The sequence below is a fragment of the Mesorhizobium sp. P3_A8 genome (assembly GCF_056402995.1).
In genome coordinates, this window is record NZ_JBFUGI010000009.1 from 288,788 (window position 1) to 314,928 (window position 26,141).

Genomic DNA, 26,141 nt, shown 5'->3' on the forward strand with positions numbered 1-26,141 from the left:
ATCCACCGCCATTTTCACATCCTTGTCACGCCGATCTTGTAACGAATCGCTATGCTCAAGCTGAAATTGCGCGAAAAACCATTTCCCGAACTTTCCTACGCCAATCCGCACCAGCCGGCGCTGACGCGCTGGGTCATCCATTCCATCGAAGGCCTGTCGGGGCGCGACCGTTATGCCGCGCTCTATGATTTCTGGCGCCGCCAGGTGGTGCCATCGGGCGAGCGCGTGTTCAGCCGCATGCTCGACCTGATCGACGTGCGGATACGGACCGCCGACCAATGGCCGCCCGCGCCATTGCCGGACACACCGCTGGTGATCGTGGCCAACCATCCGTTCGGCATCGGCGACGGCATTGCCGTGCTCTCATTGGCAGAGCAGCTCGGGCGGCCGTTCCGGGTGATGATCCACAAGGATCTGCTGAAGATTCGCGAGATGGAGCCCTATTCGCTGCCAATCGATTTTTCCGAGACCAAGGACGCGCTGAAGAACAACATGGCCGTGCGCCATGAGGCGGTGCGGCTGGTGAAAGAAGGCGTCACCATCGTGGTGTTTCCCGCTGGTGGCGTCGCCACCGCGCCGAAAGGCTTTGGCCGGGCGCGCGACCTGCCATGGAAGATGTTTCCGGCACGCCTGGTCCAGGATGCCAAGGCGTCCGTCATTCCGATGCATTTTTCCGGACAGAACGGCAGGCTGTTCCATCTGGTCAGCGGGCCGATGAACATGGCCGAGCGCGATGGCCGCGTGGCCAAGTTCGTCGGCAAGGCGTCGCTGACACTGCGGCTTTCGATGCTCATCCACGAATTCGCGCGGCTGTCCGGCAAGGCGATCGACGTGCGCGTCGGCGATGTGCTGAGCTGGGGCGAACTGGAGCCGCTGCGCGACCGCAAGATATTGCTCGACCGGCTTTACCGCGGTGTGTTTGATCTGGCGCCGCAGGTGCCGCGCCGCCGGATACCCTTCCTGCCGGCACGGACAAAGCTGGCAGCCTGAAGGCTAGTCGGCGCCTTCTTCAGGGTCCATCGCCGCGGCTTCAGTGGCCAGAACCTCGATTTCCTGGTTCTGTCCGGCCACGACGGTGAAATCCTTCTGGTAGATGCGGTCGCGGTTCTTGGCGATGATGGTGTAGTCGCCTTCGGCAAGCACCATCGAGGCAAAGGCGCCGACAGTCTCCTTGATCGGATCGCCGGATTCATTGAGCAGCGACCAGGACGTGTCGGCGATGGCCTCGCCGCCGGTCTCGCGCACCAGTTTCATCGTGATCTCGGCGGCGTGGTGCTCGACGGTGGCTTCGGTCAGCTTGCCGGCCTCGACGCGGATGTCGGAGCGGATGACCGCATTGACCGCGCCGTAGGTCGAGACGACATGGTAGATGCCGGCATTGAGCCGCACGACGCTGTTGGGCTCGACATCGGGAATGATCAGAGCGCGGTCGCCATTGGCCTCTGCGGTGCCCTCATAGATCGAGAAGCGCAGTTTTTTCGGCGGAATGCGCACGCCGCCGGACAGAACCGCGTCAAGCTTCAAACCGCCGGCATCGAGCACGAGGCTTTCCCGCTTGGCTTCCTTGCCGACAGTGATGCGCTTGGTGGCACCGGCGCGGCCGTAGGACGCGTGGACCAGATAGCTGCCGGGTTCGAGCTGGAAAACGGCGCTGCCGCCATGCGCGGAGGCGACCATCGGCAATTTGCCGTTGACGGCTTCCGGCTTGAACACACGCCAGACGAGGCCGCGGCTGATGTCTGTGCCTTTGTCGGTCAGCTGGGCCGACAAAGTGATGGAGCCACCGCCGCCAAGCGCCAGCGGGGTTTCGCTCTTCGGCGTCGCATAGCTCGAAATTCCCGGAAGTTTCAGGTCGCTAACGCCGTCCTTTTCCTGCGCAGCAGCCAAGGAGACCGGCAGCAGGAACAGTGCGGCGCAGAGCCAGACCAGGAAAAGACGCAGTCGCCCCTCAAACATGCCTTGCGTTGAAGCCCATGGCGGTGGCAATTTCAAGGCTTAAGAGTCCAATCGAAGACTCTTCAGCCCGGCGCTTGCGCGCCTTTGCCCGAGCCGCCCGAATTCCCGATGGTGCGCTTCAGCTCAAAACAGAGTGTTTTAGGAGACTTGCGCCCATGGCGTCGCCGATCATCGACTTCCTGCTGACCCGAAATTCAGCGCCGATTCCGGAACTCAAGGAGCCGGCGCCGAGCGACGCCGATATTGCAACCATGATCGCCGCCGCCACGCGCGTGCCCGACCACGGCCGGTTGGAGCCCTGGCGCTTCATCCTCTATCGCGGCGATGTCCGCATCGAGATCGGCAGGAAGCTGGCGCAGCTTGCCGAACAGCGGGAAGGGCCGCTGCCCGAGGGCCGCCGCAACCAGGAACTGGCGCGCTTTTCGCGTGCGCCGCTGGTGATCGGCGTGGTGTCGGTGCCGAAAGAGAATCCCAAGATACCGCAATGGGAGATGTTCCTGTCCGGCGGCATGGCGGCGATGAACCTGATGATATCAGCCAATGCGCTGGGCTATGGCACAAACATGATCAGCAACTGGTATTCCGACGTGCCGGAGGGCCGGGCGATCCTCGGACTGGCGCCGCAGGAGCGAGTCGTCGGGTTCATCCACATCGGCTCTTATGCCGGCCCGGCGCCGGAGCGGCCACGGCCTGATCCGACAAAGCTCTATGCCGATTACGCAGGACCCTGGGCGGGCTAAAAATGTTTTACGAGCCGTCCAAGGGGCACGGGCTGCCGCATGATCCATCGAAGGCGATCGTGGCGCCGCGCCCGATCGGCTGGATATCGACGCTGAACAAGGCTGGCGAGATCAATCTCGCGCCATACTCTTTCTTCAACGCCGTTTCGACGCGGCCGTTCATCGTCTGGTTCTCCTCGGAGGGCGAGAAGGACAGCGCATCCTTCGCCCAGGAGACCGGCGAGTTCGTTGCCAATCTGGTCGGCCGCGATCTTGCGGAGAAGATGAATTACACCTCTGTCAATGCGCCGCGCGGCGTCAACGAATTCGTCTATGCCGATCTCGCCATGGCGCCTTCGCGTCTCGTTAGGCCGCCGCGCGTGGCGGCAGCGCCTGCCGCGCTGGAATGCCGGGTGACGGAGGTGTTTCGCCCAAAGGCGCTGGACGGTACGCCGACAAGCGCCGTCGTCGTCGCCGGCGAAGTGGTCGGCGTGCACATCGACGATGCCTTTCTGAAAGACGGCCTGTTCGACATCACCAAGGCCGGCAATGTCGCTCGTCTCGGCTATATGGACTATGCCAGTGTCAGTGAGGTCTTTTCGATGCGCCGGCCCCGCTGGGGCAAGGAGTAGGCTTCAGACCTGGCAAATCACCGCGTCTTGTCTGCACTCGTTTGCCGCCGGGCCGTCATGACGGTCCTGATATAGCCGGGCTCGCCGATCCGGATGCTTCCATCGGGAAGGCCGAGTATGCGGTCGAGAGCGATCTCGTAGAGCCTGACGCGTTTTTCCAGCACTTCGATCGCGACCTCCATATCGGCGTCGCTGCCGCCGGTAATCGCCTTGGCGACGACGTCATGCGTGGCCAAGCCGAACTGCATGACGATGTCGGCGACACCTTCCGGGTCGAAGGTCCTGAAGGTGCCGTCTTCGACACCTTGGCGGATGATCCTGACCAGCAGGGGTGAAAACGACGCGCTGGCCGCCAGGTTGATTCGATGGAAAAGCACCAGGTTTTCGGGCCGGAACATCGTCTCGAAAAGAGCCCAGGCCTCCGCCGCGGTCTCGATCTTGGCCTGCCGAGACTGGCTGAGCAGGCCATTCAGGCGGCCAAGCGGGTCGAGGCCGCGATCGTCGAGTATGCCCTGGACACCAGCCAATGCCTGTCTCGCGAAGCGGTCTGCCAATGCTTCGAGCAGTGCCTCCTTGGAGGCGAAGTAGTGATAGAAGGCGCCCTTCGAGATGCCGGCGGACGCAATCACGTCGTTGAGGCTCGCTCTGTCGTAGCCCTGCGTCAGGAACAGGGCCTGGGCATGGTCCAGGATATCTTCTCGTCTGATCTCTGGATGCTTGATGACACGGGGCATGACGAACCTTCTGCACGCGATGGCCGTTCCCGTCCAGCACGGGATATCGGATCGTTCGCTTGAATTCCAGACCACTGGTCGGTATGATAGACCGTTGGTCTGTTTCAGCCAATGCCGCGGGGGCATACCGTGGAAGGTCGATCATGATCGCGAAAATGGTTCTTCAGACAGTCATCTGGTTCGGCGTCAAGGGCGCCTTGCTCTTTCTGTCGGCCGGCACGCTGCACTGGCCGGGGGCCTGGATCTATCTGGTGGGGATGGTGGGGCTTAGTCTCACCTTGGGGATGGCACTGGCGCGGCGCGATCCCGGCCTGATGAATGAGCGACTGGGTTCTCCCATCCAGAAGAAGCAGACCCCTGCCGACAAGGTCCTGCTGTCGATACTTCTCATCGCCATCTTCGGCTGGCAGGTCTTCATGGGGCTGGACGTCCGTTTCGGCTGGTCGGTGGTTCCCGTCTGGGCACAGGTGGTCGGCGCGCTGGTCCTGCTGGTCGGAATCTGGATCTGCTACCTGACCATGCTGGAGAACAGTTTCGCGGCACCGGTGGTGAAGATCCAGGACGAGCGCGGGCAGCGCGTGATCACCACTGGCCCCTACAGCTACGTGCGCCATCCGATGTATGCCGGCGCCATCCTCTTCTTCGCCGGCACGGCGCTTCTGCTCGGCTCCTGGTGGGGACTGGTATTGGTGCTCGTGTTCGTCGTTCTCCTGGCCATCCGCACCTTCATCGAAGAGAAAACGCTTCGCACCGGCCTGCGCGGATATGACGACTATGCAACTGAGGTTCGCTACCGCCTGATCCCGATGGTCTGGTAGCGGCCATGCGAAATGGCTGCCGCCTCGCGCGGTTCGCCATCGCTGCGGATCCCTTAGCCGTGAACACGCGAATAGCGATTCCCCTTCATCCAAACACAGGCTAGAACGGCTCACCGTTTCACGGAAACGGCGAACCGCTCTAACTCTTTGTTTTGACGCAATTCCGGACGGAAAACCGTTCACACTTTTCCTGGAATTGCGTTAAGAGAGCGGCTTCGGCGTTGCGTTGGCGCATCGACCTTGGGGATAGTGCGGGGGCACCGGCGACATGAAGAAACGAGACTCGCTGGGAACCCGGCTGCGCTACGGGTTTGACAAGAGCATGGCCGCCGGCCCGATCGCGCTGATCGGCTGGCTCGCGGTCGTTTCCCTGCTGATCATCATCGCCGCCGCGGCTTTCCTTGCGGTGACCCGCATCGCGCCGGAGGGCGGCGAGCCGCTGAACTTTTTCGAAGCGTTCTGGGAATCGCTGATGCGCACGCTCGATTCCGGCACGATGGGCGGCGACACCGGCTGGGCCTTCCGCCTCGTCATGCTGGTCGTCACGCTTGCCGGCATCTTCGTCGTGTCGGCTCTCATCGGCGTGCTCAGCGCCGGCGTCGACGGCAAGCTCGATGAATTGCGCAAGGGCCGTTCGCGGGTGCTGGAGGCCGATCACACCATCATCCTCAACTGGTCGCCGTCGATCTTCGACGTCATCTCCGAACTCGTCATCGCCAATGCCAGCCGCCGCCGTCCGCGCATCGTCGTCATGGCCAATATGGACAAGGTCGCGATGGAGGACGAGATCGCGGCCAAGGTCGGCAAACTGGGCAACACGCGCATCATCTGCCGCAGCGGCGACCCGACCGATCTCTATGATCTCGCCATCGTCAACCCGCAGACCTCGCGGTCGGTCATCGTTCTGTCGCCGGACGGTGACGATCCGGATTCGCAGGTCATCAAGACGGTGCTGGCGCTGGTCAACGATCCGAACCGGCGCACCGACCCCTACAACATCGCCGCCGAGATCCGCGACGGCAAGAATGCCGAGGTCGCCCGCGTCGTCGGCGGGGCCGAGGTGCAGCTCGTGCTGGCCGACCAGCTGATCTCGCGCATCGTCGTGCATTCAAGCCGGCAGTCGGGTCTCAGCGGTGTCTATTCGGAGCTGCTCGATTTCGACGGCTGCGAAATCTACACGACCGAGCAGCCTGATCTCACCGGCAAGACCTTCGGCGAGGCGGTGATGGCGTATGAGCATTGCGCGCTGATCGGGCTTTGCGACCAAAAAGGACGCGTCAATCTCAACCCGCCGTCGGACCTGGTGATCGCCAAGGACATGCGCGCCATCATCATCGCCGAGGACGATGCGGCCATTAAGCTGGGAAGCACCGGGATCAAGATCGATGCGGCGGCGATCCGTGGGCCACGGTCCGTCGAGGCGAAGCCGGAGCGCACGCTGATCCTCGGTTGGAACCGGCGCGGCCCGATCATCACCTATGAACTGTCGCGCTATGTCGCGCCTGGTTCGATCCTGACCATCGCCGCCGATACGCCAGGCCTCGAGCAGGAAGTTGCCGGACTGCCGGTTGCCGGCAACAATCTGTCGGTTACCTGCCGCATCACCGACACGTCGAGCAGCGCAGCACTGGTAAGCCTGGACGTGCCTTCCTACGACCATGTGCTCGTCCTCGGCTACAGCGAAACCATGGCAGCGCAGCCGGCCGATACGCGCACGCTGGTGACGCTGCTGCATCTGCGCAAGATCGCCGATGATGCCGGCCTGCACATCTCCATCGTCAGCGAGATGATCGACGTGCGCAACCGCGAGCTTGCGGCGGTGACCAAGGCCGATGATTTCGTCGTCAGCAACCGGCTGGTCAGTCTTATGCTGGCACAGGCGTCGGAGAACCAGTATCTCGCCGCGATCTTCGACGATTTGCTCGACGAGAAGGGCTCCGAAATCTACATGCGCCCGGTCGCCGACTATGTCGCCATCGATCAGCCCTTGACCTTCTGGACGATCGCGGAATCGGCACGGTTGCGCGGCGAGATCGCCATAGGGTACCGGCGCATCCGCGCCGGAGACACCGACCAGCGGGCGCTGGGCGGCGTCACCGTCAATCCCTTGAAGTCGGAAGCACTGGCCTATCTGCCGGAGGACCGGATCATCGTGCTGGCGCGGGATTAAGCGGAAACGCCTGCCGCTTTCGCCCTTGCCAGCAACCGTTCGGCCAGCCGCAGATGCGGGCGGTCGAACATCTTGCCGTCGATGCCGACGACGCCAGGATTGCCCGCCGCCGCGAATGCGTCGACGATTGCCTGGGAGTGTTTCACTGCCTCGGCCGATGGTGTGAAGGCGGCGTTGATGACGGGCACCTGGTCCGGGTGGATCGCCATCTTGCCGGCGAAGCCATCGCGCTCGGCCTCGGCACATTCCGCGGCGAAGGCTGCCATGTCGCGAAAATTCGGGAACACAGTGTCGATCGCCGCGACCTCCGCGGCACCCGCCGCGAGGATGGTCGTCAGGCGAGCATGGCGGAACAGGTCGGTGTAGTGGCCGTGCTCGTCACGAGCTGCGCTCGCGCCGATCGCCGCCGACAGGTCTTCGGCGCCCCAGGTGAGGCCGGCGAGCCGCTTGCTTGCGCCGGCATAGGTCGCGGCCGCGAGCACACCCGCCGGGGTTTCGGTGATGATCGGCAGGATCTTGATAGCACCGTCGGCCAAGCCGTTCTCGGCCTCGCGAACCCTGAGCTTTGCCGAGAGCTGCTGGACATCCTGGCCGCTGTTGGACTTGGGCAGCATGATGCCGTCCGGCTTTGCTGGAACGAGCGCGGCAAGATCGTCGTCCGTCAGCCCGGTCGACAGATCGTTGACCCTGACATAGATCGCTGAGCTGGTTTCCGTCCTGCGCTCAATAACAAAGCGTGCCGCAATCGCCCGCGCGGCCGCTTTGTTCTGCGCCGCCACGGAATCCTCGAGATCAACGATCACCACATCGGCGCCAGCGCCAAATCCCTTCTCCAGCTTGCGCTCGGAATCGCCGGGAACGAACAGCAGCGAGCGCATCAGGCGGCCTTTTTCAGCATCATCGCTTGCCTGGTGCATTTGGCGACGAGGTCGCCATTCTGGTTGTAGGCGCGGTGCTCGAATTCGACGATGCCGCGATCGGGCTTCGATTTGGACTCGCGCACCGAGATGACTGTGGTCTCGACGCGGATGGTGTCGCCGTGGAAGACCGGATGCGGAAAGGTGGTTTCCTTCATGCCGAGATTGGCGACCGTCGTGCCGACCGTGATGTCGTTGACCGAAATGCCGATCATCAGGCCGAGCGTGAACAGCGAGTTGACCAGCGGCTTGCCCCATTCGCTCTTGGCGGCGAAATCGAAGTCGATATGCAGCGGCTGCGGGTTCAGCGTCATCACCGAAAACAGCATGTTGTCGCTCTCGGTGACGGTCTTGCGCAGCGTGTGCTGGAAGACATGGCCGACGACGAACTCTTCGAGGTATAGGCCGGCCATTTCCGTCTCCTGCGCTGTTTGACGGTTGATAGGCGCTGCATCCAGCGCTCGCAAGCCAGTTAATGAACATGGTGAACCGTTCGTAAACCATTTCTGCCTACCGTCCTCAGCGGGGCCGGAAACCCTCCGGCAAGGGGCGTAAGCAGACGGGCATGGTTGTTGTTTCGCATTTCCTGAAGTGGATCTACACGGCAAGAGTGTCCGAGCGCGCCGCCGCGGCCAATGCGCTGGCTCGGGCCTATGTCAATTCCGAATTGCCGTTCGAGGATCGCTGCGCCGCCGAGGCTGCTCTGACGCTGCTGCTCGACGATGCCTCGTCGAAAGTCCGGCTGGCGATGGCCGAAGCGCTCTCGATGAGCCACCACGCGCCGCTGCAGATCATCAGCGCGCTGGCCTCCGACCAGCCGGAAGTCGCCGGTGTCGTGCTGGCGCGCTCGCCGCTGCTCACCGACGCCGACCTGATCAACCGCGTGGCGTCGAGCCAGAAGGCGACGCAGAAGCTGATCGCCGATCGGCCTGTTGTCTCGATGGCGCTGTCGGCGGCGATCGCCGAGATCGGCGAGGCGGAAGCCTGCGCCGTGCTGCTGGCCAACAGCGGCGCCGACATTGCTTCACTCAGTTTCCGCCGCATGGCCGAACGCCACGGGCATCTACCGCTGGTGCGCGAGGCGCTGATATCGGATGCACGTCTGCCTGCCGACTGCCGGCATATGTTGCTCATCAAGCTCGGCGAGACATTGAAGGCATCGCCGCTGGTCATGGCATTGATGGGCGCCGCGCGTGCCGAGCGCGTCATGCGCGACGCTTGCGTCAAGGCTTCGGTGACGCTGATCGAAGGTACGCGCCAGGAAGAACATGCGGCGCTGATCGAGCATCTCAGGCTGCGCGGCGATCTCACCGCGAGCTTCCTCATCCGCACCATTGCGCATGGCAAGGTCGATTTCTTTGGCTCCACGCTGGTCGCGCTCAGCCAGCAGTCGGAGCCGCGGGTAAGGACGCTGCTCGCCGGCGGCCACGATGTGGCCTTGCAGGCGCTGTTTCGCAGCGCCGGCCTGGCGGCTGCCACGCATGCGATCATCCTGCGCGCGCTGAAGATCTGGCGCGAAGTCGCCAATGGCAAGCGCGTCGCCGGCGTACAGGAAGTCAGCTGGCTGATGCTGAAAGAGGTGGGCGGGCAATCCGCCGAAGGCGATCTTGCCGCCCTGATCAAGTCGATCCATCTCGACGCGCTGCGCGAGAACGCACGTGGGCACGCGCTGGCGATCGCGGCTGCCTAGCCTCGGTCCTTTGCGAAAAAATCCGGAAAATCCTCGATCGCGGCGGCGATTATGCGCAATGACGCCGCGATCTGCAGCACGTCGCCGGAGGCGTTTCGCTGAGCGATGGTCGCCGCATATTGGCGGGCAACGGCGACGGTCGCTGTCTGCGGATCGCCAGGGGCTCGAAAGAGCAGCTCGCGCGCCAGACCCCTCAGAAAGGTGGCAATCGAAAGCGCGGTTTCGGACGGGACGACATGGCCTTGACTTGCGCTGCGCAGCCGCAGGATCTCCAGGCCGACCGTGACGGCGGCGACGCCGCCGCCCAGGACCGCATCGCCCTTCCTGCCGGAGTTCTGCACCAGCGGCATCAGCTGGTTGATGCGGTCATAGGCGAGGCTCTCGAAAGCCGAACGCCTCGGCACGCGCTCATGCAGGCAAAGCCGTGCCAGATCCTCGCGCATGGCCCGCACGATCCGGTTTGCCGCGAGCCACGGATCGGCGGGTAACACGACAATGAAGACGCCGATCGCCAGCAGAATACCAACCAGCACCGACGCCGAGCCGGCGAAGAACGGGCCAGGATCGTAGGTCATCGCCTGATGCGGACTGAGGAAAGCGAGGAAGTTGATGGCAAAGGCCGTGGCCACGCCGACATAACGCGGATTGGCCATGCCCAGCGCCGTTGGCACCAGGATCGGCACGACAAACAAGACGAACCAGCCGAAGCCGGGCAGGGCAGGCATCGCGATCTGGCCGACCAGAAAGGCAAAGGGCAAAGCCAGCAGCGTTCCCTTGAAGAAGCCCCAGGAAACCTGCACCGGATCGGGGCGGGCGGCGAAAAGGCTGGATACGACGGCAACGAGAATGACCGTGCCCGCCGCCTCGGACCATTTCGTCGTCAGCCAGAAGGCCGCGACCAGCAAGGTGGCAAGGGCGGCGCGCACGGCATTTCGCGATGCGCCGGGGTAGTCGCGATGAACCACCAGAGCAGGCTGCCTGCTGCCGCGGACCGGGCGCGTGACCGGAGCGCGCAAGGCGTCGAGACCACGCAACACCTGCTTGAAGGCCTCGGCGAAATCGGCGGCGATGGTGAGACGGGTGATGGTGCCGACCCTGTCGTCGCCCTGGTCGACCGAGGCATCGGGAATTTGCCGGGCCTTGGCCGAGATCGCGTCGAGTTGTTCTACCCAAGGCGCCGTATCGTCGAGTGCGCCGGGCTTTGCCGCCAATTCGCTGACAAGGGCCTGCAATTCCGAACGCACCGGGACAAGTGCGGCATTTTTCGGAGCGGCGTGCGAATGCAGCGCGCGTGCCGCCGACAAGGCGGAGAGCAATTGTCCGATGGTGCGCCGCACCGGGTGGGCACGTGGCGCGAAGCTTGGCGCTTCCAGCCTGGCATAAGCGCGCATTTCGCCCAGTGTCTGGGTGTCCGCGACGAGTTTGCGATGCAGTGCGGAAAGTGTCGCTGTATCACCTCCCGAGAAGGCGCCTGCGGCGTAGGTGGCGAGATCGAGAATGCAGCGTTTCAGCCGCGAGATGATGGCGTCGCTGGCCAGTTTTGGCAGGATCAGCCGGCTGGTCAGGCCGGCGCAGACAATGCCGAGCACGATCTCCGCACAGCGCGCGACGGCGAGGTCGACGACGAGGTGTGGTTGTCCGAAGGCCGGCAGGCCGATGATCATCGCTGTGTAGCCGGCAAGGGCAGCACCATAGGCTTCGGGATTGCGCAGCAGTGACGAGACGAAGGTGCAAATGCCGATCCAGACGGCAAGCACGGTCACCAGCACCCATGGGTTGGTGCCGAACACCGTGGTGATGCCGATCGCTGCGACGCCGCCGGCCAACGTGCCGAGCAAGCGGTAGAAGCCCTTCGCCAGCACCATGCCGGCGACGGGCTGGGCAACGATGAACACCGTCATCATCGCCCATTGCGGGTGATCGAGCTTCAGCGCATAGGCGGCCAGCAGCGCGATCAGGCCGGCTGAAACGGTGCGCAGGGCGAAAATCCAGTCCGAGCGCGTCGGCTGTGTCAGCCCGGCCAAACTCGTCTCGAAATAGGTTTTCAGCCGCACCCAGGTCACATTGCTTATCTCCGCAAGTTGAGCCTGTTATGGACCGGCGGGTGGCTAGATATCCAGCACTTCCGTCGCAGCGAATTCGGCGCGTTCCTGGATGAAGCGGAAGCGGGCTTCCGGCTTGGTACCCATCAACTCATCGACCCTGTCCTTGGTGGTTGAATCGATTTCGTTCACGTCAACCCTGAGCAGCGTGCGCTTCCTCGGATCCATGGTGGTCTCTTTGAGCTGGGCTGCCATCATTTCGCCCAGGCCCTTGAAGCGGCCAAGTTCGACCTTGCCGCGCCCGGTGAATTCGGTGCGCAGAAGCTCGTCCTTATGTGCGTCGTCGCGGGCGTAGGCGACCTTGCCACCTTGCCGGATCGAGTAAAGCGGCGGCACCGCCAGATAGAGATGGCCGCCACGCACCAGCCCCGGCATTTCCTGGTAGAAGAAGGTGATCAGCAGCGAAGCGATATGAGCACCGTCGACGTCGGCGTCGGTCATGATGATCACACGGTCGTAGCGCAGATCTTCGTCGCGGTACTTCGAGCGCGTGCCGCAGCCGAGCGCCTGGATCAGGTCCGATATCTGCTGGTTGGCGGCCAGCTTGTCATTGCCGGCACTGGCGACGTTGAGGATTTTTCCACGCAGCGGCAACACGGCCTGGCTGGCGCGGTCGCGCGCCTGCTTGGCCGAGCCGCCGGCCGAGTCGCCTTCGACGATGAAGAGTTCGGCGCCGGCCGCCGCATTCTGCGTGCAATCGGCGAGCTTGCCCGGCAGGCGCAATTTGCGCACCGCGCTCTTGCGCGACACTTCCTTTTCCTGGCGCCGGCGCACCCGCTCGTCGGCGCGCGCAATCACCCATTCAAGCAGCTTCGAGGCTTCCTGCGGATTGTCGGCCAGCCAATGGTCGAACGGATCGCGGATCGCGGTCTCGACAATGCGAATGGCCTCGATCGTCGCCAGCCTGTCCTTGGTCTGGCCGACGAATTCCGGTTCGCGGATGAACACCGACAGCATGCCGGCCGCCGAGATCATGACGTCTTCCGAGGTGACGATCGAGGCGCGCTTGTTGCCGACGAGATCGGCATAGGCGCGCAAGCCACGCGTCAGCACGTTGCGGAAGCCGGCCTCGTGGGTGCCGCCTTCGCCGGTCGGGATGGTGTTGCAGTAGGAATTGATGAAGCCGTCGCCGCCGAACCAGGTCACCGCCCATTCGAGGGAGCCATGGCCGCCTTGTTTTTCGCTTTTTCCCGCGAAGATTTCGCGCGTCACCTGGAAGTCGTCGCCGAGCGATGCCTTGAGATAATCCTTGAGGCCGCCGGGAAAATGGAACTCCGCCTTTGCCGGCGTCTGGTCCTTTTCCTTGATCAGCGAGGGATCGCAGGTCCAGCGGATCTCGACGCCGCCGAACAGATAGGCTTTCGAGCGCGTCATGCGGTAGAGCCGCGCCGGTTCGAAGGCCGCGCCCTTGCCGAAAATCTGCTCGTCGGGATGGAAGCGGATTTTCGTTCCGCGCCGGTTATGGACCTCGCCTAGGTGCTCAAGGCCGGTCACCGGGACGCCGCGCGAAAAGCGCTGGCGATAGAGCTGACGGCCGCGTGCGACCTCGACCTCGAGATGGTCCGACAGCGCGTTGACCACCGACACGCCGACGCCATGCAAGCCGCCCGAGGTCTCGTAGACCTTGGAGTCGAACTTGCCGCCCGAATGCAGCGTCGTCATGATGACTTCGAGCGCCGGCTTCTTGAATTTCGGATGCGGGTCGACCGGAATGCCGCGGCCATTGTCGGTGACGGCCAGATAGCCATCGGCCGACAGCTCGACATCGATGAAGGTGGCATGGCCGGCGACCGCCTCGTCCATTGAATTGTCGATGACCTCGGCGAACAGATGGTGCATCGCCTTGTCGTCGGTGCCGCCGATATACATGCCCGGCCGGCGGCGCACCGGCTCCAGGCCTTCGAGCACCTCGATGTCGGCGGCGCTATAGCCCTCGCTGCCATCCTTGGTCGCGGCCGGACGTTTGGCGGCCTGCACCAGCGGGTCAGCCGGGCGCGCGGGTGTGCGAACCGGCTGTGGCTGCTTGTCCATGTTGCCGAAGAGATCGTTGTTGTCGTCCATGCCTGCCATCGGGTCCGATGCTGCGAATCACCCGTCGATACTGCCACGCTTTGCGGCGCCAAGCGACGGAGGTTCCTGTTACGTTCGGGGATTTGACCCGTCTTATCCTAAAACCATTCGATAACCAAGCGGGCGGAAATAGGTCGAATGCAGCCGCACAAGATTCCTGATTCTTTAACAATGCGGCCTAGCGTGAGCCCAACATAATAAGAAACTGCGGGCATCAGGGGTTTCGGCGTGAGGGGCAAGGCCATAACGATGATCGGCATCGCCGCCGTTTTCGGCGCGATCTCGATCTTTGCCGCGGATTTCTGGGTCAAGAGCCAGGCCAAGCCGGATGCCGAGGAGAAGACGGCGTCGATCGCCGCTCCGGCACCGCCCAGGATCGAGTTCAAGACCATCGTGGTGGCGAACGCGCCGTTGCGCTACGGCATGGAACTCGACCGCGCCAAGCTCAGCGAAATCCCGTGGCCGCAGGATTCGCTGCCACAAGGGGCATTTCCCACCATCGATGGGTTGCTTGGCGAAGGCAGCCGCGTGGTGCTGTCGCCGATCGAGGTCAACGAACCGGTGCTGCTGACCAAGCTGTCGGGTCCGAACGGCCGCGCAACGCTCTCCAACATGATGACGCCCGGAATGCGGGCGGTCACCATCCGCACCGACGAGATCGCCGGTGTCGGCGGCTTCGTGACACCGGGCGACCGCGTCGATGTCGTGCTGACGCGCGATGCCGGCGAAATCCAGGAAGTCGCCAAGAACGCACAAGGGGCGGCCGGTTCGACCATCACCTCCGAGATTGTCGTCGCCGACGCCAAGGTACTGAGTGTCGGCCAGGGCGCCGACGTGCGCCAGACGACGCCGCAGGTGACCAATTCCGTGACCATCGAGGTGACGACCGAGGGCGCGCAGAAAGTGGCGCTTGCCCGCACCGTCGGCACGCTGTCGCTGTCGCTGCGCTCCGCCAGCGAAGGCGGCGACGGCAAGGACGGCGTCACCACCATCTCTTCCTTCGGCGGATCGGTGGCGGCCAAGGCTCAGGCCGCGGCCGGTTCGCTGTTCGATGCGATGACCAAGGAGCCGGAGAAGCCGAAATTCAAGACGATCATCGTGACGCGCGGAACGAAGGCCGAGGAATATCAGGTTCCTGCGCGGGACCAGAACCAGAAGTAAAGGCCGGTGGGGACCGGACGGGACAGGGCAATGTTGATGCGTACCCTATATCGAATGACGGGCCGGTCGCGCTTCGTGCGCACGCTGGCAATGGCGGTTGCGGTGGCTGCGAGCGGCATGCTTGCTCTGCCCGGGGCGGCCAAGGCGGACAATGACATCGTCTATGTCTCGTCGACCAAGAATGCGTCGATCAAGGTCGCCAAGGGCAAGCCCAAGACGATCATAACGAGTGCCGCCTTCTACCAGATCGTCATCGGCGATCCGGAGATCGCCAACGTCAATCCACTGACCGACAAATCCTTCTATGTGCTCGGCAACAATCTCGGCACCACCGGCATTGCGCTGTTCGACGAGAAAAAGCAGCTTGTCGGCACGGTGGATATCGAGGTGACGCTCGACACCGACCAACTGGCCAGCACCATCCGCGCCAGCGTGCCGGATGCCAAGATCAAGGTCGGCTCCGCCAACGGCCGTGTCGTGCTGTCGGGCGAGGCCGATGACGCGGTCGCCGCCGAAAAGGCAAACAAGATCGCCACCCGCTTTTCCGGCAACGAGGAGGTGATCAACTCGGTCAACATCTCGTCGTCGCAGCAGGTCCAGCTCAATGTCCGCTTTGTCGAGATCAACCGGCAGGCAGGGCAGGATCTCGGTGCAAAATACAGCGCCAATTTCGCCTATGGCCTCGGCGGGCGCAGTGTCGTGCTGAACCCCGATGGCGCGTCGGTGCCGACGGCAGGTACAGGCGAGATCATCGGCAGCCTGCTGTCGAACGGCGTGTCCGTCGATATCGCCGTCAAAGCGCTGGAGGAGCGCGGCCTAGCCCGTATGCTGGCCGAGCCCAACCTGATCGCGCGCTCCGGACAGACCGCGAGCTTCCTCGCCGGCGGCGAATTTCCGATCCCGGTTTCGGAGGACAATGGCAAGATCTCCGTCACCTACAAGAAATACGGCGTCAGCCTGGACTTCACGCCGACTGTGCTCAAGGACGGGCTGGTCAGCCTCGACATCGCGCCGGAAGTCTCCTCGATCGATGCGTCGGCGTCCTACAACATCGGCAACATTTCGGTGCCGGGCTTCACTGTCCGCCGCGCCAAGACGTCGGTCGACCTGAAGAACGGCCAAAGCTTCATGATCGCAGGGCTGCTGCAGTCGCAAAACGACATCACTACCTCGCGCATTCCCGGCCTCGGCAAGATGCCGGTCCTTGGATCACTGTTCTCGTCGAAATCCTACCAGCGGCGCGAGACCGATCTGGTCATCCTCGTCACGCCCTATCTGGTCAAGCCGGTCGATCCGTCGAAGAAAATGGCCGAGCCGACCGATGGTTCGCAGCCGGCCAGCAATGTCGACTATTTCCTCAACAACACCGAGGAAGTGAAGACGTCGGACACCGGTCGCGCGCTGGCGATGGCCGATGGCAGCGCCGCACGGACCGCTCCCGCCACCACGGTCGGGCACTTCCTCGACCTGCCGAAGGACTGAAGCCATGCGACTGGTCCTGAAATCGAGCATCGCCTTGCTTCTTGCCGGTCTGGCCGGCGGCTGTACCAGCGACGATTACACACGCAGCGAAGGGGTGACGACCGGCCCCGGCAACGCGCAGGCCGCCAACACCGTCATGCAGATGGTCGATCCGTGGAAATACGGCGTCCAGAACACCAGGCTTCTCGTGCCTGCCAAGCGCGGCGACGCCGGACCGGTCACGCCCGATCAGGCCGCCGCTTCGAAGACATCTCAGGCGACCACGGGCAACTGACCCCAAAGGGCGATCAAGCCCACAGGCTGACAAAAATGGCTAACGGCATCAAGACCAAGAAGATCCTGCTCGTATCGACGGACAGGACCTTCGTGCAGGACACGCGGACCGCATTCGCCGCCTCCGAGATCATCCAGCTCTCGGCGGTGGAGAAGAGTGTCACGGAGTTGCGTGGCGAGATCCAGGAGACCGATTTCGGCGCCATCATCGTCGACATGGACGCAGCGAGGCTGGAGGAGGTCGAGTCGCTGCAGCGCATCATGCGCCGGCTGGAGGGCAAGACGCCGGTTGTCGTCGTCACCCAGGAATTCAACGCCGCAGCCGTGCGCATCCTGGTGCAGCTCAAGGTCGCGGACTTCCTGGTCAAGCCGATCACCACGGCCGATCTGGTGCGCTCGGTCGTGCGCGCCCTGCAAGGGCCGGGGCGTGAGGAAAACACCGAGTCGCAGATCTACACCTTCATGCCGGCGGCCGGCGGCGTCGGCACCACGACACTGGCACTGCAGACCGCCTTCCAGTTGCACCACTCGGTGACGCGCGGCGCCTCGACCTGCGTGGTCGACCTCAATTTCCAGCAGGGCGCCTGCGCCGAATATCTCGACCTCGAGCCACGTTTCGACATCACCGAGATCGAGAACCAGCCCGAACGCCTCGACCGGCAATTGCTCGACGTGATGCTGTCCAAGCATGCCAGCGGCCTTTGCGTGCTGGCAGCGCCGACGCATCCCTCGGAGATGCGTTCGTTCAAGACCGATGTCGTGGTGCGCATGCTGGACCTCGTTTCGGCCTATTTCGACAATGTCGTCATCGACATGCCGCGCACCTGGTTTCCCTGGACGGAGACCGTGCTGCTTGGCTCCAACAAGCTCTATATCGTTGCCGAGATGACGGTGCCGTGCCTGCGCCACACGCAAAGGCTGATCCAGGCGGTCTATGAGACCGCCGGCAAGGAAGTGAAGCCGAATGTCATCGTCAACCGTTTCGAGCAGAAGATGTTCGACAACGGCATCAAGCAGGCGGACGTCCAGGAGATTCTCGGCGAACATTTCGTCGGCGGCATCGCCAACAATTACCGGCTGGTGCGCGAGGCGGTCGATCGCGGCGTACCGCTGCACGAGATCGACCCGAACGCCAATGTCATCAACGATTTGAAGAAGATCATCCTTCCGGAAGAGGCGGTCGCGACCGGGGTCAAGTCGAAGTCGCTGTTCAGCTTCGGCAAGGGTCTACTGAAGAGGAAGGCCGGATGACCAGTCGTTTTTCCACCCTGCAGAACCGCGACGCGCGCCCGCTCCGTCCCGCGGACTCGACCCCGGTGGCGCATCATGCGGTCGTCATCCCGACCAACCGCAAGGCGTTGGCGGCAAAGCCGGACATCGCCCCGGCAAAGAGCGCCAACAAGGTGCTCGATGCGCGCGTGCGCATTCACCGGATGCTGCTCGAGGAAATCAATCTCGTCGCGCTGGAGCGTTTGCCGAAGGAGGAGATGCGCCGGCAAGTCCATGATTTCGTTTCGGAAAAAACCCGCCAGGAGCGGATGGCGATCAACACCGTCGAACTCGAGGCGCTGGTCGACGACATCGTCGACGAGATGGTCGGTCTCGGTCCGCTCGAGCCGTTGCTCAAGGATCCCGACATCAACGACATCCTGATCAACGGCCACCAGAACTGCTTCATCGAAAAGAAGGGCAAGCTGCAGAAGGTCCATATCCCGTTCAAGGATGAGGCGCATCTGCTCAGAATCGTCAACAAGATCGTCGCCGCGGTCGGTCGCCGGGTCGACGAATCGCAGCCGATGGTCGATGCGCGCATGCTGGACGGCTCGCGCTTCAATGCGGCCATCCGGCCGGTCGCCGTCGACGGACCCCTGGTGTCGATCCGCAAATTCTCCAAGAACAAGCTTGGCCTGCACAAACTGGTCGAATTCGGCGCCATCACCCAGAACATGGCCGAAGTGCTGGCGGCGGCAGTCCACGCTCGCAAGACGACGATCATCTCGGGCGGCACCGGCACCGGCAAGACGACGATGCTCAACGCGCTGTCGGCCTTCATTCCCGAGGACGAGCGCTTGATCACCATCGAGGACGCGGCCGAACTGCAGCTGCAGCAGCCGCATGTCGCGCGCATGGAAACGCGCCCCGCCAACATCGAGGGCCATGGCGAACTGAAGCAGCGCGATCTCGTCAAGAACGCGCTGCGCATGCGTCCCGACCGCGTCATCCTCGGCGAGTGCCGCGGCGAGGAGGCGTTCGACATGCTGCAGGCGATGAACACCGGCCATGAAGGGTCGATGGCGACCATCCACGCCAACACGCCGCGCGACGCCATTTCACGCCTCGAACAGATGCTGGGCATGACCGGTATGCCGATGACGGTGCAGTCGATCCGCAGCCAGATCGCCAGCGCTATCGACATCATCGTCCAGCTGACCCGGCTTTCCGACGGCAAGCGCAAGGTGACAAGCGTCGCCGAGGTGACCGGCATGGAAGGCGACGTCATCCAGATGCAGGAGATCTTCCGCTTCGTGCGCACCGGCATGGATGCCGATGGCGGCATTCTCGGCTATTTCGAGGCGACCGGCATCCGGCCGCGCTTCCTGGAGGATCTGCGCGCCATGGGCATCGAGTTTCCCGGACGCTATTTCGAACCCGGCCGGCCGCAGGAGTAAGCCTGGTGTTCGATGGGCTGAGCGCAATCTATGTCGTCTATGCCGGAGCAGCACTCACCGGCATCATGATCGCCGAGGCCTGCTATCTCCTCTATGCCGGCCGCAGCGACAAGCGTACCGCCATCAACCGGCGCATGAAGCTGCAGGAAAACAAGATCAGCCAGGAACAGGTGCTGACCCAGCTGCGCAAGGAGCGCGGGCTCGACGCAGGCACCTCGCTGTTCTCGCCGGACCGGTTCCGCGCGCTGCGCACGCAGTCGGGCATGATCATGCCGTTGTCGAAATTCCTGATGATAACCTCGGGCGTGGCGATGGGCATGACGCTGGTCGCCATCTGGTATGGCCTGCCGCTGCTGATGGGGCTGCTGCTGTTCGCCGTGCTGATGCCGTTGGTGCCGGTGATGGTGATGCGCTTCAAGCGCAAGCGCCGGCTCAAGCGCTTCGGCATGCAACTGCCCGAGGCGCTGGAGCTGATCACGCGCGGCCTCAAGGCCGGTCACCCGGTGCCGGTGGCAATCGCCATGGTGTCGCGCGAGATGCCCGATCCGATCGGCACCGAATTCGGCGTCATCGCCGATGAGGTGACCTATGGTTCCGATCTGGTCTCGGCGTTGAACTCGCTGTTCGACAGGGTCGGCCATGAGGATCTGCCGCTGTTCATCACCGCCGTCTCGATCCAGTCCAGTTCGGGCGGCAATCTGCGCGAAATCCTCGACGGCCTCGCGCTGACGATCCGCGAGCGCGGCAAGCTGCGCCGCAAGGTGCGCGCCATCTCGACCGAAGGCCGCATGTCGGCCTACATCCTGACGGCGATCCCGGCGCTGCTGTTTGCCGCCATCATGGCGCTGATGCCGGGCTTCTACCGCGATGTCTGGGACGAGCCGAAAACCTGGTACCTGATCGGCGGGTCGGTGACCTGGCTGATTCTGGGCAATCTGATGATGTTCAAAATGTCGAATTTCAGGTTCTGACATGCAGGGCTTGATCGAATTCCTCGCCTCGCTTGCACCGACCTCCTTGATGCCGGTGGCAATCCTGCTGTTGGCCCTGGGCTCCATCGCTGTCGCCTGGCCGATGGTGACAGCGAAGGGCGACCGCAACGACGTGAAGCGCCGGCTCAAGGTCGATCACGGTCCGGTGGTCGTGAAATCCGAGCCGCTGCAGAAGAAGAACGCCAACGTCGTGCGCGAGAAGGCGGTGAAGCGGGCGCAGGAATTCTACGCCAGGAGCGATCCGGAAAATGTCGCCCGGCTGCGCATGAAGCTGATTCAGGCCGGCTATATGGAGCCGCGTGCCGTCGGCACGTTCTTCATCATCCGCTTCTCGGCGCTGGTCGTCGGCGCGATCGGCGCCTTTGTCCTCAACCAGTGGCTGGCCAGCGCCGAAGCGACGATGACCAGCCGCTGGGCGTTCGTCATCCTGTCGGGCGTGGCCGGCTATTTTCTGCCCGGTCTGGTGCTGACCCAGAAGGTGCGGGAAAAGATGCGCGAATACCGCAACGGCTTTCCCGACTTCATGGATCTGATGATCGTCTGCTCGGATGCCGGCATGAGCATGGAGGCAGGCATCGAACGCGTTTCGAAGGAACTCGCCAAGACTTATCCTGCGCTCAGCCAGAACCTGCAGCTGGTGTCGCTGGAACTGCGGGCCGGGCGCAGCCTCGACGATGCGCTGAAGGCGCTCGCCGACCGCCTCAGCCTGGACGAGGTTCGCTCCTTCGCCACGCTTTTGCAGCAGTCGAAGGAACTCGGCACCAGCCTGTCGGGCGCACTGCGCGTCTTCTCCGATGAAATGCGCCACAAGCGCATGTCGCTGGCCGAGGAAAAAGCGCACGCTCTGCCGGCCAAGATGTCGATACCGGTGACGGTGTGCATCCTGCCGGTGGTGCTGATGATCGCGGTCATCCCGATCATCGTCAAAATGACGGGTCACCATTAGGATGCTCATAGTGGTGGCGCAATAGCGCCTAGCCCAAGAGAGGCGTTGAAGTGCACTGTCACCCCAATTCGGCAAGACGCTATGAGCTATTCGATCATACAGCCGCCCTTTACCCTGAATTTCCGAGATATGTCGGCCGATGACTTGAAGAACTATCGACGATGGTTTTTTAAATCCATGCCGTCCAGGCTGGTTGAACTGCGAGGCGCGGTGAACTCAGACCCTAATTTCGGGGCTTGGAAGCCAGATCATAGCCGAACCTCCCTCGAGGCCTTGGGACAATGGCTCTCCCATCAAGTGGAAACGAGAACGCGCACGGCCGAAGAGGTCGACCGGATCAAAGAAAGTGCAGCTTTCGATTTTGGCGTTCCCGCAGAGGAGCTTACAAATAGGACATTTTCCCTTGCGATGGATGCGGGGATGTATTTTGGCGAAACGCTCAAAAGCCAATACCTGCATCTCAAGTGGGATCAGCCACTTAAGAACAAGAAATTCGCCGATTTTGGCCAAGTGGTTCTGGTTGGGTTCGGGAGGGCAAGCCTAAACCCTGTAAGAATTGTTGTGACCTTCTGCTACGGCATCGCTAGCGGCAAGCAGGCGCTCAAACGCTTGGATGAGGTTTTCGGATACTGGTCCAACCTGGCCAATGAGGCGAAAGGAGCAGCGATCGCTGGATAAAGTGGTAGCGGCCCACAGGGATTTGCGAAATCGACAAATGATCATCGACAAACGCAGAGCAGGGGCCGACAACCATCATCCTGCCCGAACGCGATCCTGCGACGTGAGAGCCCCATGCGAATACTGTTTCTTGCCGCCGCTCTCGCCGCAGCCAGCCTGTTGCCCGCCCGGGCCATGGCCGACGATTGCGGCGATGCTGCCGCGCTGTTGCGGCAGGCCTATCCCAAGGTTCAGAAAAGCACCGACGGCCGCTCGTTCACGCTCGAACCCCATACCAGCATTGCGCTGGCGGTCCCGCAGGACCTTACGCCGGGCATGGTCTGCAAGGTCTGGCCTGCCCATGACGATCTGCTGCTGGTCGCAGTGCCGCTGATCGACAGCGCCAAGTCCAGCGACGGCGAGCATTTTGGCGATGTCGAGCTTCTGGTCGTCGACAGAAAGACCCTGCAGGTGCGCCAGCGCCTGCTGCAGCCCGGATTGATGAACGACGATGCCATCGCCATCCGCGGCATCGAATTCGATACCGGCCGTGATGGGCTGGCGCCCGGCGTCACCGCCTTCGGCCTGCGTATCGATATGGCCAACCATTCGCAGCCCAATCCCTTCAGAGAAACCGACCTGCGGCTCTATGCCGTCTCCGGCAATGCGCTGCACGTGGTGCTCGACGGCCTTATCGTCGCCGGCTTTGGCGGCGAAGGTGACACCAATTGTGCGGGATCCTTTCATTCGAGCCAAGTCAGCCTGGCGATGAGCCCGACGGTCCATCGCGGCTACCACGACATCATCGCGGTCGAGCGGAAGGATACCGACGAGCCAGCTCCCGACAAGGATGGCGAGTGCCAGTCGCATCCCGGCAAGTCGGTGAGCCGAACCTACCGGCTGCGCTTTGACGGCAGCCACTATCCGGTTCCGGCCGCGCTCAAGGTGCTGGACACGCCGTGAGAGCGCCGCTTGCGCTGAGATTTGAGACGTCGTGACCGCCCGGCAGTCTCCGCCCAATGTAAAGGTTAGTTATCGAACTTGTGTTAGCTACCAACTGTTGGCGCTTCACTTTGCCGGTTGGCGTGCTTCGTTCGTGAATCCATCTCAGGTCCTGAAACATGTCGCCTTCGAGAAGCAACATTGGCGAACTTCGAACCGACCAGCTTGATGGTTTGAGATGTCTGGCGTTCGCAATGGTGTTTTTTTCCCATTTCAAGGCGCCTGCCGATTATACCACACTTGTCATGATCCAGACGCAGGGGTGGGTTGGGGTCGAAGTCTTCTTTGCCCTGTCCAGCTTCCTGCTCTTTCGGCTGTTCGAGCAGGAACAGGTACGAACAGGAACAATTTCCATCTCGCAATTCTTCGTGCGAAGGCTGTTGCGCATCTATCCGTTGATGGTGCTTTTCCCGCTTGCGATGCTGCTCATCTACGGCGCCGACAATCCTGCCGCCTACGGATGGCTTCTCGGTGTGGTCTCGTTCGTCGGCAACTATATCTACTGGTTTCCGGAGGTCGGATGGTCGCTCAGATACACCGGCCAGCTCTGGTCGCTATGCTATGAATTCCAGATCTATCTGTTTTTGCCCTTTTTGTTTCTCATGTACCTCAAGGTCGGCCAGCGCGCCCTTGCCATGGGCCTGCTTTGCATTCTGCCCTTGTGCCTGCTTGGGCGAGCGGCATTCGTGCTGAGCGGGCTGTCCTTTCAGATGATCTATATGACACCGCTTCTGAGGCCCGAATCGACGATCGTCGGGATTCTCATCGCCATGGGCCTGACCAGAAAATTCCCTCTGCCGATGGTCGCCGCTGCATTCCTGGCAAGCGGCATCGGACTGGTCGTCCTTCCTCATGACCAGATTCCCGGCGGGCCGGTCTACGTCTTTCTCCTAGCGGGCATTTTTGCTGGTTCGCTGCTGCATTTGGCGCTGTATGCGAAAAACGTCGCCAGCCTGCTGCGCTGGCCGCCATTGGCGTATCTTGGAACGATTTCCTTCGGCCTCTATGTTTTCCACCCCTGGTCATTTGAGGAAGGCAAGGTCCTGCTGGGGTTGGTCCATATTCCGGAAACCTACACCACGACCTGCCTGGCGGGCCTGGCGCACTGCATTCTGCTGGCTACATTGAGCTACCGGATGCTGGAACAGCCGCTGTTGAGACTAAAGCCGCGTCAACCAGCGCGTCTGCCGGGGTTTGAGGCGTTGCGGACCAATGGTTAATGGCCGGTATTCTAGAAACCAAATCTTAGCTGCATTTCGGCACCGAAGCTTAATCGCTGTGTTGTAGTGTCTTTCCTGAAGAACGACCCGACAAATCGGGCGACGGGGCAGGGCATGCGTCAGACACAATTTGCGGCGGTGGCCACGATGGCGGCCGTCTTGATGATCACCGGGTGCACGACGAACAACAACAGCGTCGACACGACCAAGACCACAGCCATTCAACCGACGGCAAAGACCGTCGACACCTCCGATCTGGCGCAAGGCAAGGCGCAGTTTCGCGATGCCAATTACGGTCTCGCCGAACAGCATTTCCGCAAGGCGGTCGAGCTGAAGGCCGACAATGCGGAGGCCTGGATGGGGCTCGCCGCTTCCTATGACGAACTCGGCCGCTTCGACTTTGCCGACCGCGCCTACGGCCAGCTCTTGAAGGTCGCCGGCCGCAAGCCGCAGATCGTCAACAATATGGGCTATTCGCAACTGCTGCGCGGCAACAAGAAGAAGGCCAGGGCGCTGCTGCTCGAGGCGAAGGCCGGCATGGCCGACCCCACGGTCGTCAACGCCAATCTCGCTCTGCTGAACAAGGGTTGATGCCGCGTCCCCGCACCGGTCTTGGTTGCGGCACAGGCGGTGTCGACGCTTTGTAAACCCTAACCTCAGCTTGGGTCGAAAGATCGGCTGAAAACGATGTCCGAGGGCTGCCGCTGACCTAGAATGCGGCGTAACCGCCGACGCTCGAGAGGCCTCCGTCCGATATGCTGGATTTCAGTTCGCTCCTGCTCGCGGCCGCGCTGTCGGGTACCTGTCTGGCCGTCACCATGTTTGCGATCTGGTTGACCGCGCCGCGGGCGCGTTTCGTGCTGACGGTGGCGTGCGGCATTCTCGTGCTTGTCGCGCATGTGATCCTGTTCTGGCGCTACACCAAGGAGCCTGATCCGCTGCTTTGCCAGATCGCGCTGGCGCTGCTCAGCTTGGGCTTCCTGATCCTCTGCATTTCGGCCATGCAGTATCTCGGCGTGCCGGACTACAGGCGTGCGATCGTGCCGACATTTGCCGCCATGGCTGTCTGCGCGGCGGTGACCTTCGTCGGCCTTGACGGTATCGGCTTCGTCGTCACCTACGCGACGGTCACCGTGCTGCTGTCGACGATCGGAGCCATGTTCTGGGTCAATGGCAGCCACGATCGCCGGATCCTGCTGGTGGTTTCGTTCCTGAGCGGCACCTGCGCGGTGTCGTTTGCGCTTTGCGGCGTTGTTCTGATGGCCAAGGGGCAATGGACGCTCGGTGCGGCGCCCGACAACTGGGCCGAACGTTTGAATTCCGTCGTTGCGGTGGCCTGCATGACCGGTCTCGGCGCCTTGACGCTGTCGCTGCACCATCTGCAGGCGCAGATCGAGCTGAAGGCCGAGACGATGACCGATCCATTGACCGGGCTGATGAACCGTCGCGGGTTGACATCGCACTATGGCGAGCGGCCCTTCGGTCCGTTCATGGCTGTCGTCATGTTCGACCTCGATCACTTCAAGAGGACGAACGACGTCTACGGTCACCCGGTCGGGGACCAGGTTCTGTGCCGCTTCGCCGCTGTCATCAGGAAATATGCCAGGACAGGCGTCGACGCCTTTCGCCTGGGTGGCGAGGAGTTCGCCATCGTCATGTCGCGGATGACGGAAGAGCGGGCCCATGATCTCGCCAGCAAGATCGGCGTTGCCTTCGGCACCGAAATCGTTGCCACCCCACTCGGTCCGTTGCGCAGCACGGTCAGCGGCGGTATCGGCTTTGGCGGCGCCGACGGCAGCAGCCTCGACGAGGTGCTGGCCGAGGCGGACGCAGCACTCTACGCGGCCAAGCACGCCGGCCGAAATTGCGTCATCAGCCACAAAAGGATGGGCAAGGCCGAACCGGTCAGGCCGGCCTTGCGCTCGGCATAG

24 protein-coding genes are annotated in these 26,141 nt (G+C 62.6%); 18 read left to right on the forward strand and 6 right to left on the reverse strand.

From position 1 onward, the window contains the following. Positions 1-51: 51 nt before the first annotated feature. Positions 52-990, forward strand: a complete 939-nt coding sequence (locus tag AC1DX4_RS22395) for a lysophospholipid acyltransferase family protein (RefSeq protein WP_477222347.1) — start codon at positions 52-54, stop codon at positions 988-990. 3 nt (positions 991-993) lie between these two features. On the opposite strand, the gene AC1DX4_RS22400 is transcribed toward AC1DX4_RS22395, so the two are convergent. Then, positions 994-1,956 carry a hypothetical protein gene (locus AC1DX4_RS22400; RefSeq protein ID WP_477222348.1) on the reverse strand — a complete coding sequence of 321 codons (963 nt, stop codon included), beginning with the start codon at positions 1,954-1,956 and terminating at the stop codon, positions 994-996. Positions 1,957-2,111: 155 nt separating this feature from the next. On the opposite strand from AC1DX4_RS22400, the gene AC1DX4_RS22405 reads away from it, so the two are divergent. Both AC1DX4_RS22405 and AC1DX4_RS22410 read left to right on the forward strand, forming a co-directional pair. Then, a complete protein-coding gene (locus AC1DX4_RS22405; RefSeq protein WP_477222349.1) occupies positions 2,112-2,696 on the forward strand; it encodes a nitroreductase family protein in 585 nt (194 codons plus the stop codon). 2 nt (positions 2,697-2,698) lie between these two features. Continuing rightward, a complete protein-coding gene (locus AC1DX4_RS22410) occupies positions 2,699-3,307 on the forward strand; it encodes a flavin reductase family protein (RefSeq protein ID WP_477222350.1) in 609 nt (202 codons plus the stop codon). Positions 3,308-3,324: 17 nt separating this feature from the next. Here the strand turns inward: AC1DX4_RS22410 and AC1DX4_RS22415 are convergent, their stop codons facing one another. After that, positions 3,325-4,041 carry a TetR/AcrR family transcriptional regulator gene (locus AC1DX4_RS22415; RefSeq protein ID WP_477222351.1) on the reverse strand — a complete coding sequence of 239 codons (717 nt, stop codon included), beginning with the start codon at positions 4,039-4,041 and terminating at the stop codon, positions 3,325-3,327. A gap of 143 nt (positions 4,042-4,184) precedes the next feature. Between AC1DX4_RS22415 and AC1DX4_RS22420 the strand changes: the two genes are divergently transcribed. Continuing rightward, positions 4,185-4,859 (forward strand): methyltransferase family protein, encoded by a 675-nt coding sequence (locus tag AC1DX4_RS22420; protein ID WP_477222352.1) that lies wholly within the window; start codon positions 4,185-4,187, stop codon positions 4,857-4,859. A 268-nt stretch (positions 4,860-5,127) separates the two neighbouring features. Continuing rightward, complete coding sequence (locus AC1DX4_RS22425; RefSeq protein WP_477222353.1) at positions 5,128-7,029, forward strand: CASTOR/POLLUX-related putative ion channel; 1,902 nt, start codon at positions 5,128-5,130, stop codon at positions 7,027-7,029. On the opposite strand, the gene AC1DX4_RS22430 is transcribed toward AC1DX4_RS22425, so the two are convergent. Both AC1DX4_RS22430 and AC1DX4_RS22435 read right to left on the reverse strand, forming a co-directional pair. After that, on the reverse strand, positions 7,026-7,907 hold the full coding sequence (locus AC1DX4_RS22430) for an HpcH/HpaI aldolase/citrate lyase family protein (RefSeq protein WP_477222354.1): 882 nt from the start codon (positions 7,905-7,907) through the stop codon (positions 7,026-7,028). The genes AC1DX4_RS22425 and AC1DX4_RS22430 overlap by 4 nt on opposite strands. Next, complete coding sequence (locus AC1DX4_RS22435) at positions 7,907-8,359, reverse strand: MaoC family dehydratase (RefSeq protein ID WP_477222355.1); 453 nt, start codon at positions 8,357-8,359, stop codon at positions 7,907-7,909. The genes AC1DX4_RS22430 and AC1DX4_RS22435 overlap by 1 nt, the downstream gene beginning before the upstream one ends. 152 nt (positions 8,360-8,511) lie before the next feature. Between AC1DX4_RS22435 and AC1DX4_RS22440 the strand changes: the two genes are divergently transcribed. Continuing rightward, on the forward strand, positions 8,512-9,636 hold the full coding sequence (locus tag AC1DX4_RS22440) for a DUF2336 domain-containing protein (protein ID WP_477222356.1): 1,125 nt from the start codon (positions 8,512-8,514) through the stop codon (positions 9,634-9,636). On the opposite strand, the gene AC1DX4_RS22445 is transcribed toward AC1DX4_RS22440, so the two are convergent. Beyond that, entirely contained in the window at positions 9,633-11,699 is a 2,067-nt protein-coding gene (locus AC1DX4_RS22445) for an FUSC family protein (protein ID WP_477222357.1), read from the reverse strand. The two genes, AC1DX4_RS22440 and AC1DX4_RS22445, sit on opposite strands and share 4 nt — an antisense overlap. A 45-nt stretch (positions 11,700-11,744) precedes the next feature. Beyond that, positions 11,745-13,799, reverse strand: a complete 2,055-nt coding sequence (gene parE, locus AC1DX4_RS22450) for a DNA topoisomerase IV subunit B (RefSeq protein ID WP_477222358.1) — start codon at positions 13,797-13,799, stop codon at positions 11,745-11,747. A gap of 237 nt (positions 13,800-14,036) precedes the next feature. On the opposite strand from parE, the gene cpaB reads away from it, so the two are divergent. The 12 genes from cpaB (at position 14,037) to AC1DX4_RS22510 (ending at position 26,141) form a co-directional block, all read left to right on the forward strand. Next, entirely contained in the window at positions 14,037-14,969 is a 933-nt protein-coding gene (gene cpaB / locus AC1DX4_RS22455) for a Flp pilus assembly protein CpaB (protein ID WP_477222359.1), read from the forward strand. A gap of 30 nt (positions 14,970-14,999) precedes the next feature. Then, entirely contained in the window at positions 15,000-16,451 is a 1,452-nt protein-coding gene (locus AC1DX4_RS22460) for a type II and III secretion system protein family protein (RefSeq protein WP_477222360.1), read from the forward strand. Positions 16,452-16,455: 4 nt separating this feature from the next. Further along, entirely contained in the window at positions 16,456-16,725 is a 270-nt protein-coding gene (locus tag AC1DX4_RS22465) for a hypothetical protein (RefSeq protein ID WP_477222361.1), read from the forward strand. 35 nt (positions 16,726-16,760) lie between these two features. Next, positions 16,761-17,975, forward strand: coding sequence for a CpaE/TadZ family protein (locus AC1DX4_RS22470; protein WP_477222362.1), 1,215 nt, complete (start codon positions 16,761-16,763; stop codon positions 17,973-17,975). Next, positions 17,972-19,393, forward strand: coding sequence for a CpaF family protein (locus AC1DX4_RS22475; protein ID WP_477222363.1), 1,422 nt, complete (start codon positions 17,972-17,974; stop codon positions 19,391-19,393). Before AC1DX4_RS22470 ends, AC1DX4_RS22475 begins: the two co-directional genes overlap by 4 nt. A 5-nt stretch (positions 19,394-19,398) precedes the next feature. Beyond that, on the forward strand, positions 19,399-20,364 hold the full coding sequence (locus AC1DX4_RS22480; RefSeq protein ID WP_477222364.1) for a type II secretion system F family protein: 966 nt from the start codon (positions 19,399-19,401) through the stop codon (positions 20,362-20,364). 1 nt (position 20,365) lies between these two features. Then, a complete protein-coding gene (locus tag AC1DX4_RS22485; RefSeq protein ID WP_477222365.1) occupies positions 20,366-21,331 on the forward strand; it encodes a type II secretion system F family protein in 966 nt (321 codons plus the stop codon). Positions 21,332-21,412: 81 nt separating this feature from the next. Beyond that, positions 21,413-22,009, forward strand: a complete 597-nt coding sequence (locus tag AC1DX4_RS22490; protein ID WP_477222366.1) for a hypothetical protein — start codon at positions 21,413-21,415, stop codon at positions 22,007-22,009. A 114-nt stretch (positions 22,010-22,123) separates the two neighbouring features. Then, complete coding sequence (locus tag AC1DX4_RS22495; protein ID WP_477222367.1) at positions 22,124-22,951, forward strand: PA3715 family protein; 828 nt, start codon at positions 22,124-22,126, stop codon at positions 22,949-22,951. Positions 22,952-23,109: 158 nt separating this feature from the next. Further along, positions 23,110-24,210 (forward strand): acyltransferase family protein, encoded by a 1,101-nt coding sequence (locus AC1DX4_RS22500; protein WP_477222368.1) that lies wholly within the window; start codon positions 23,110-23,112, stop codon positions 24,208-24,210. Positions 24,211-24,324: 114 nt separating this feature from the next. Beyond that, a complete protein-coding gene (locus AC1DX4_RS22505; RefSeq protein WP_477222369.1) occupies positions 24,325-24,801 on the forward strand; it encodes a hypothetical protein in 477 nt (158 codons plus the stop codon). A gap of 164 nt (positions 24,802-24,965) precedes the next feature. Further along, positions 24,966-26,141: a GGDEF domain-containing protein gene (locus tag AC1DX4_RS22510; RefSeq protein WP_477222370.1), complete on the forward strand. Its 1,176-nt coding sequence runs from the start codon at positions 24,966-24,968 to the stop codon at positions 26,139-26,141.

Coding starts and splice junctions, on each gene's coding strand:
- AC1DX4_RS22395 (WP_477222347.1), top strand. CDS start 52: ATGCTCAAGCTGAAATTGCGCGAAAAACCATTTCCCGAACTTTCCTAC.
- AC1DX4_RS22400 (WP_477222348.1), bottom strand. CDS start 1,956: ATGTTTGAGGGGCGACTGCGTCTTTTCCTGGTCTGGCTCTGCGCCGCA.
- AC1DX4_RS22405 (WP_477222349.1), top strand. CDS start 2,112: ATGGCGTCGCCGATCATCGACTTCCTGCTGACCCGAAATTCAGCGCCG.
- AC1DX4_RS22410 (WP_477222350.1), top strand. CDS start 2,699: ATGTTTTACGAGCCGTCCAAGGGGCACGGGCTGCCGCATGATCCATCG.
- AC1DX4_RS22415 (WP_477222351.1), bottom strand. CDS start 4,041: ATGCCCCGTGTCATCAAGCATCCAGAGATCAGACGAGAAGATATCCTG.
- AC1DX4_RS22420 (WP_477222352.1), top strand. CDS start 4,185: ATGATCGCGAAAATGGTTCTTCAGACAGTCATCTGGTTCGGCGTCAAG.
- AC1DX4_RS22425 (WP_477222353.1), top strand. CDS start 5,128: ATGAAGAAACGAGACTCGCTGGGAACCCGGCTGCGCTACGGGTTTGAC.
- AC1DX4_RS22430 (WP_477222354.1), bottom strand. CDS start 7,907: ATGCGCTCGCTGCTGTTCGTTCCCGGCGATTCCGAGCGCAAGCTGGAG.
- AC1DX4_RS22435 (WP_477222355.1), bottom strand. CDS start 8,359: ATGGCCGGCCTATACCTCGAAGAGTTCGTCGTCGGCCATGTCTTCCAG.
- AC1DX4_RS22440 (WP_477222356.1), top strand. CDS start 8,512: ATGGTTGTTGTTTCGCATTTCCTGAAGTGGATCTACACGGCAAGAGTG.
- parE (WP_477222358.1), bottom strand. CDS start 13,799: ATGGACGACAACAACGATCTCTTCGGCAACATGGACAAGCAGCCACAG.
- AC1DX4_RS22460 (WP_477222360.1), top strand. CDS start 15,000: ATGTTGATGCGTACCCTATATCGAATGACGGGCCGGTCGCGCTTCGTG.
- AC1DX4_RS22465 (WP_477222361.1), top strand. CDS start 16,456: ATGCGACTGGTCCTGAAATCGAGCATCGCCTTGCTTCTTGCCGGTCTG.
- AC1DX4_RS22470 (WP_477222362.1), top strand. CDS start 16,761: ATGGCTAACGGCATCAAGACCAAGAAGATCCTGCTCGTATCGACGGAC.
- AC1DX4_RS22475 (WP_477222363.1), top strand. CDS start 17,972: ATGACCAGTCGTTTTTCCACCCTGCAGAACCGCGACGCGCGCCCGCTC.
- AC1DX4_RS22485 (WP_477222365.1), top strand. CDS start 20,366: ATGCAGGGCTTGATCGAATTCCTCGCCTCGCTTGCACCGACCTCCTTG.
- AC1DX4_RS22490 (WP_477222366.1), top strand. CDS start 21,413: ATGAGCTATTCGATCATACAGCCGCCCTTTACCCTGAATTTCCGAGAT.
- AC1DX4_RS22495 (WP_477222367.1), top strand. CDS start 22,124: ATGCGAATACTGTTTCTTGCCGCCGCTCTCGCCGCAGCCAGCCTGTTG.
- AC1DX4_RS22500 (WP_477222368.1), top strand. CDS start 23,110: ATGTCGCCTTCGAGAAGCAACATTGGCGAACTTCGAACCGACCAGCTT.
- AC1DX4_RS22505 (WP_477222369.1), top strand. CDS start 24,325: ATGCGTCAGACACAATTTGCGGCGGTGGCCACGATGGCGGCCGTCTTG.
- AC1DX4_RS22510 (WP_477222370.1), top strand. CDS start 24,966: ATGCTGGATTTCAGTTCGCTCCTGCTCGCGGCCGCGCTGTCGGGTACC.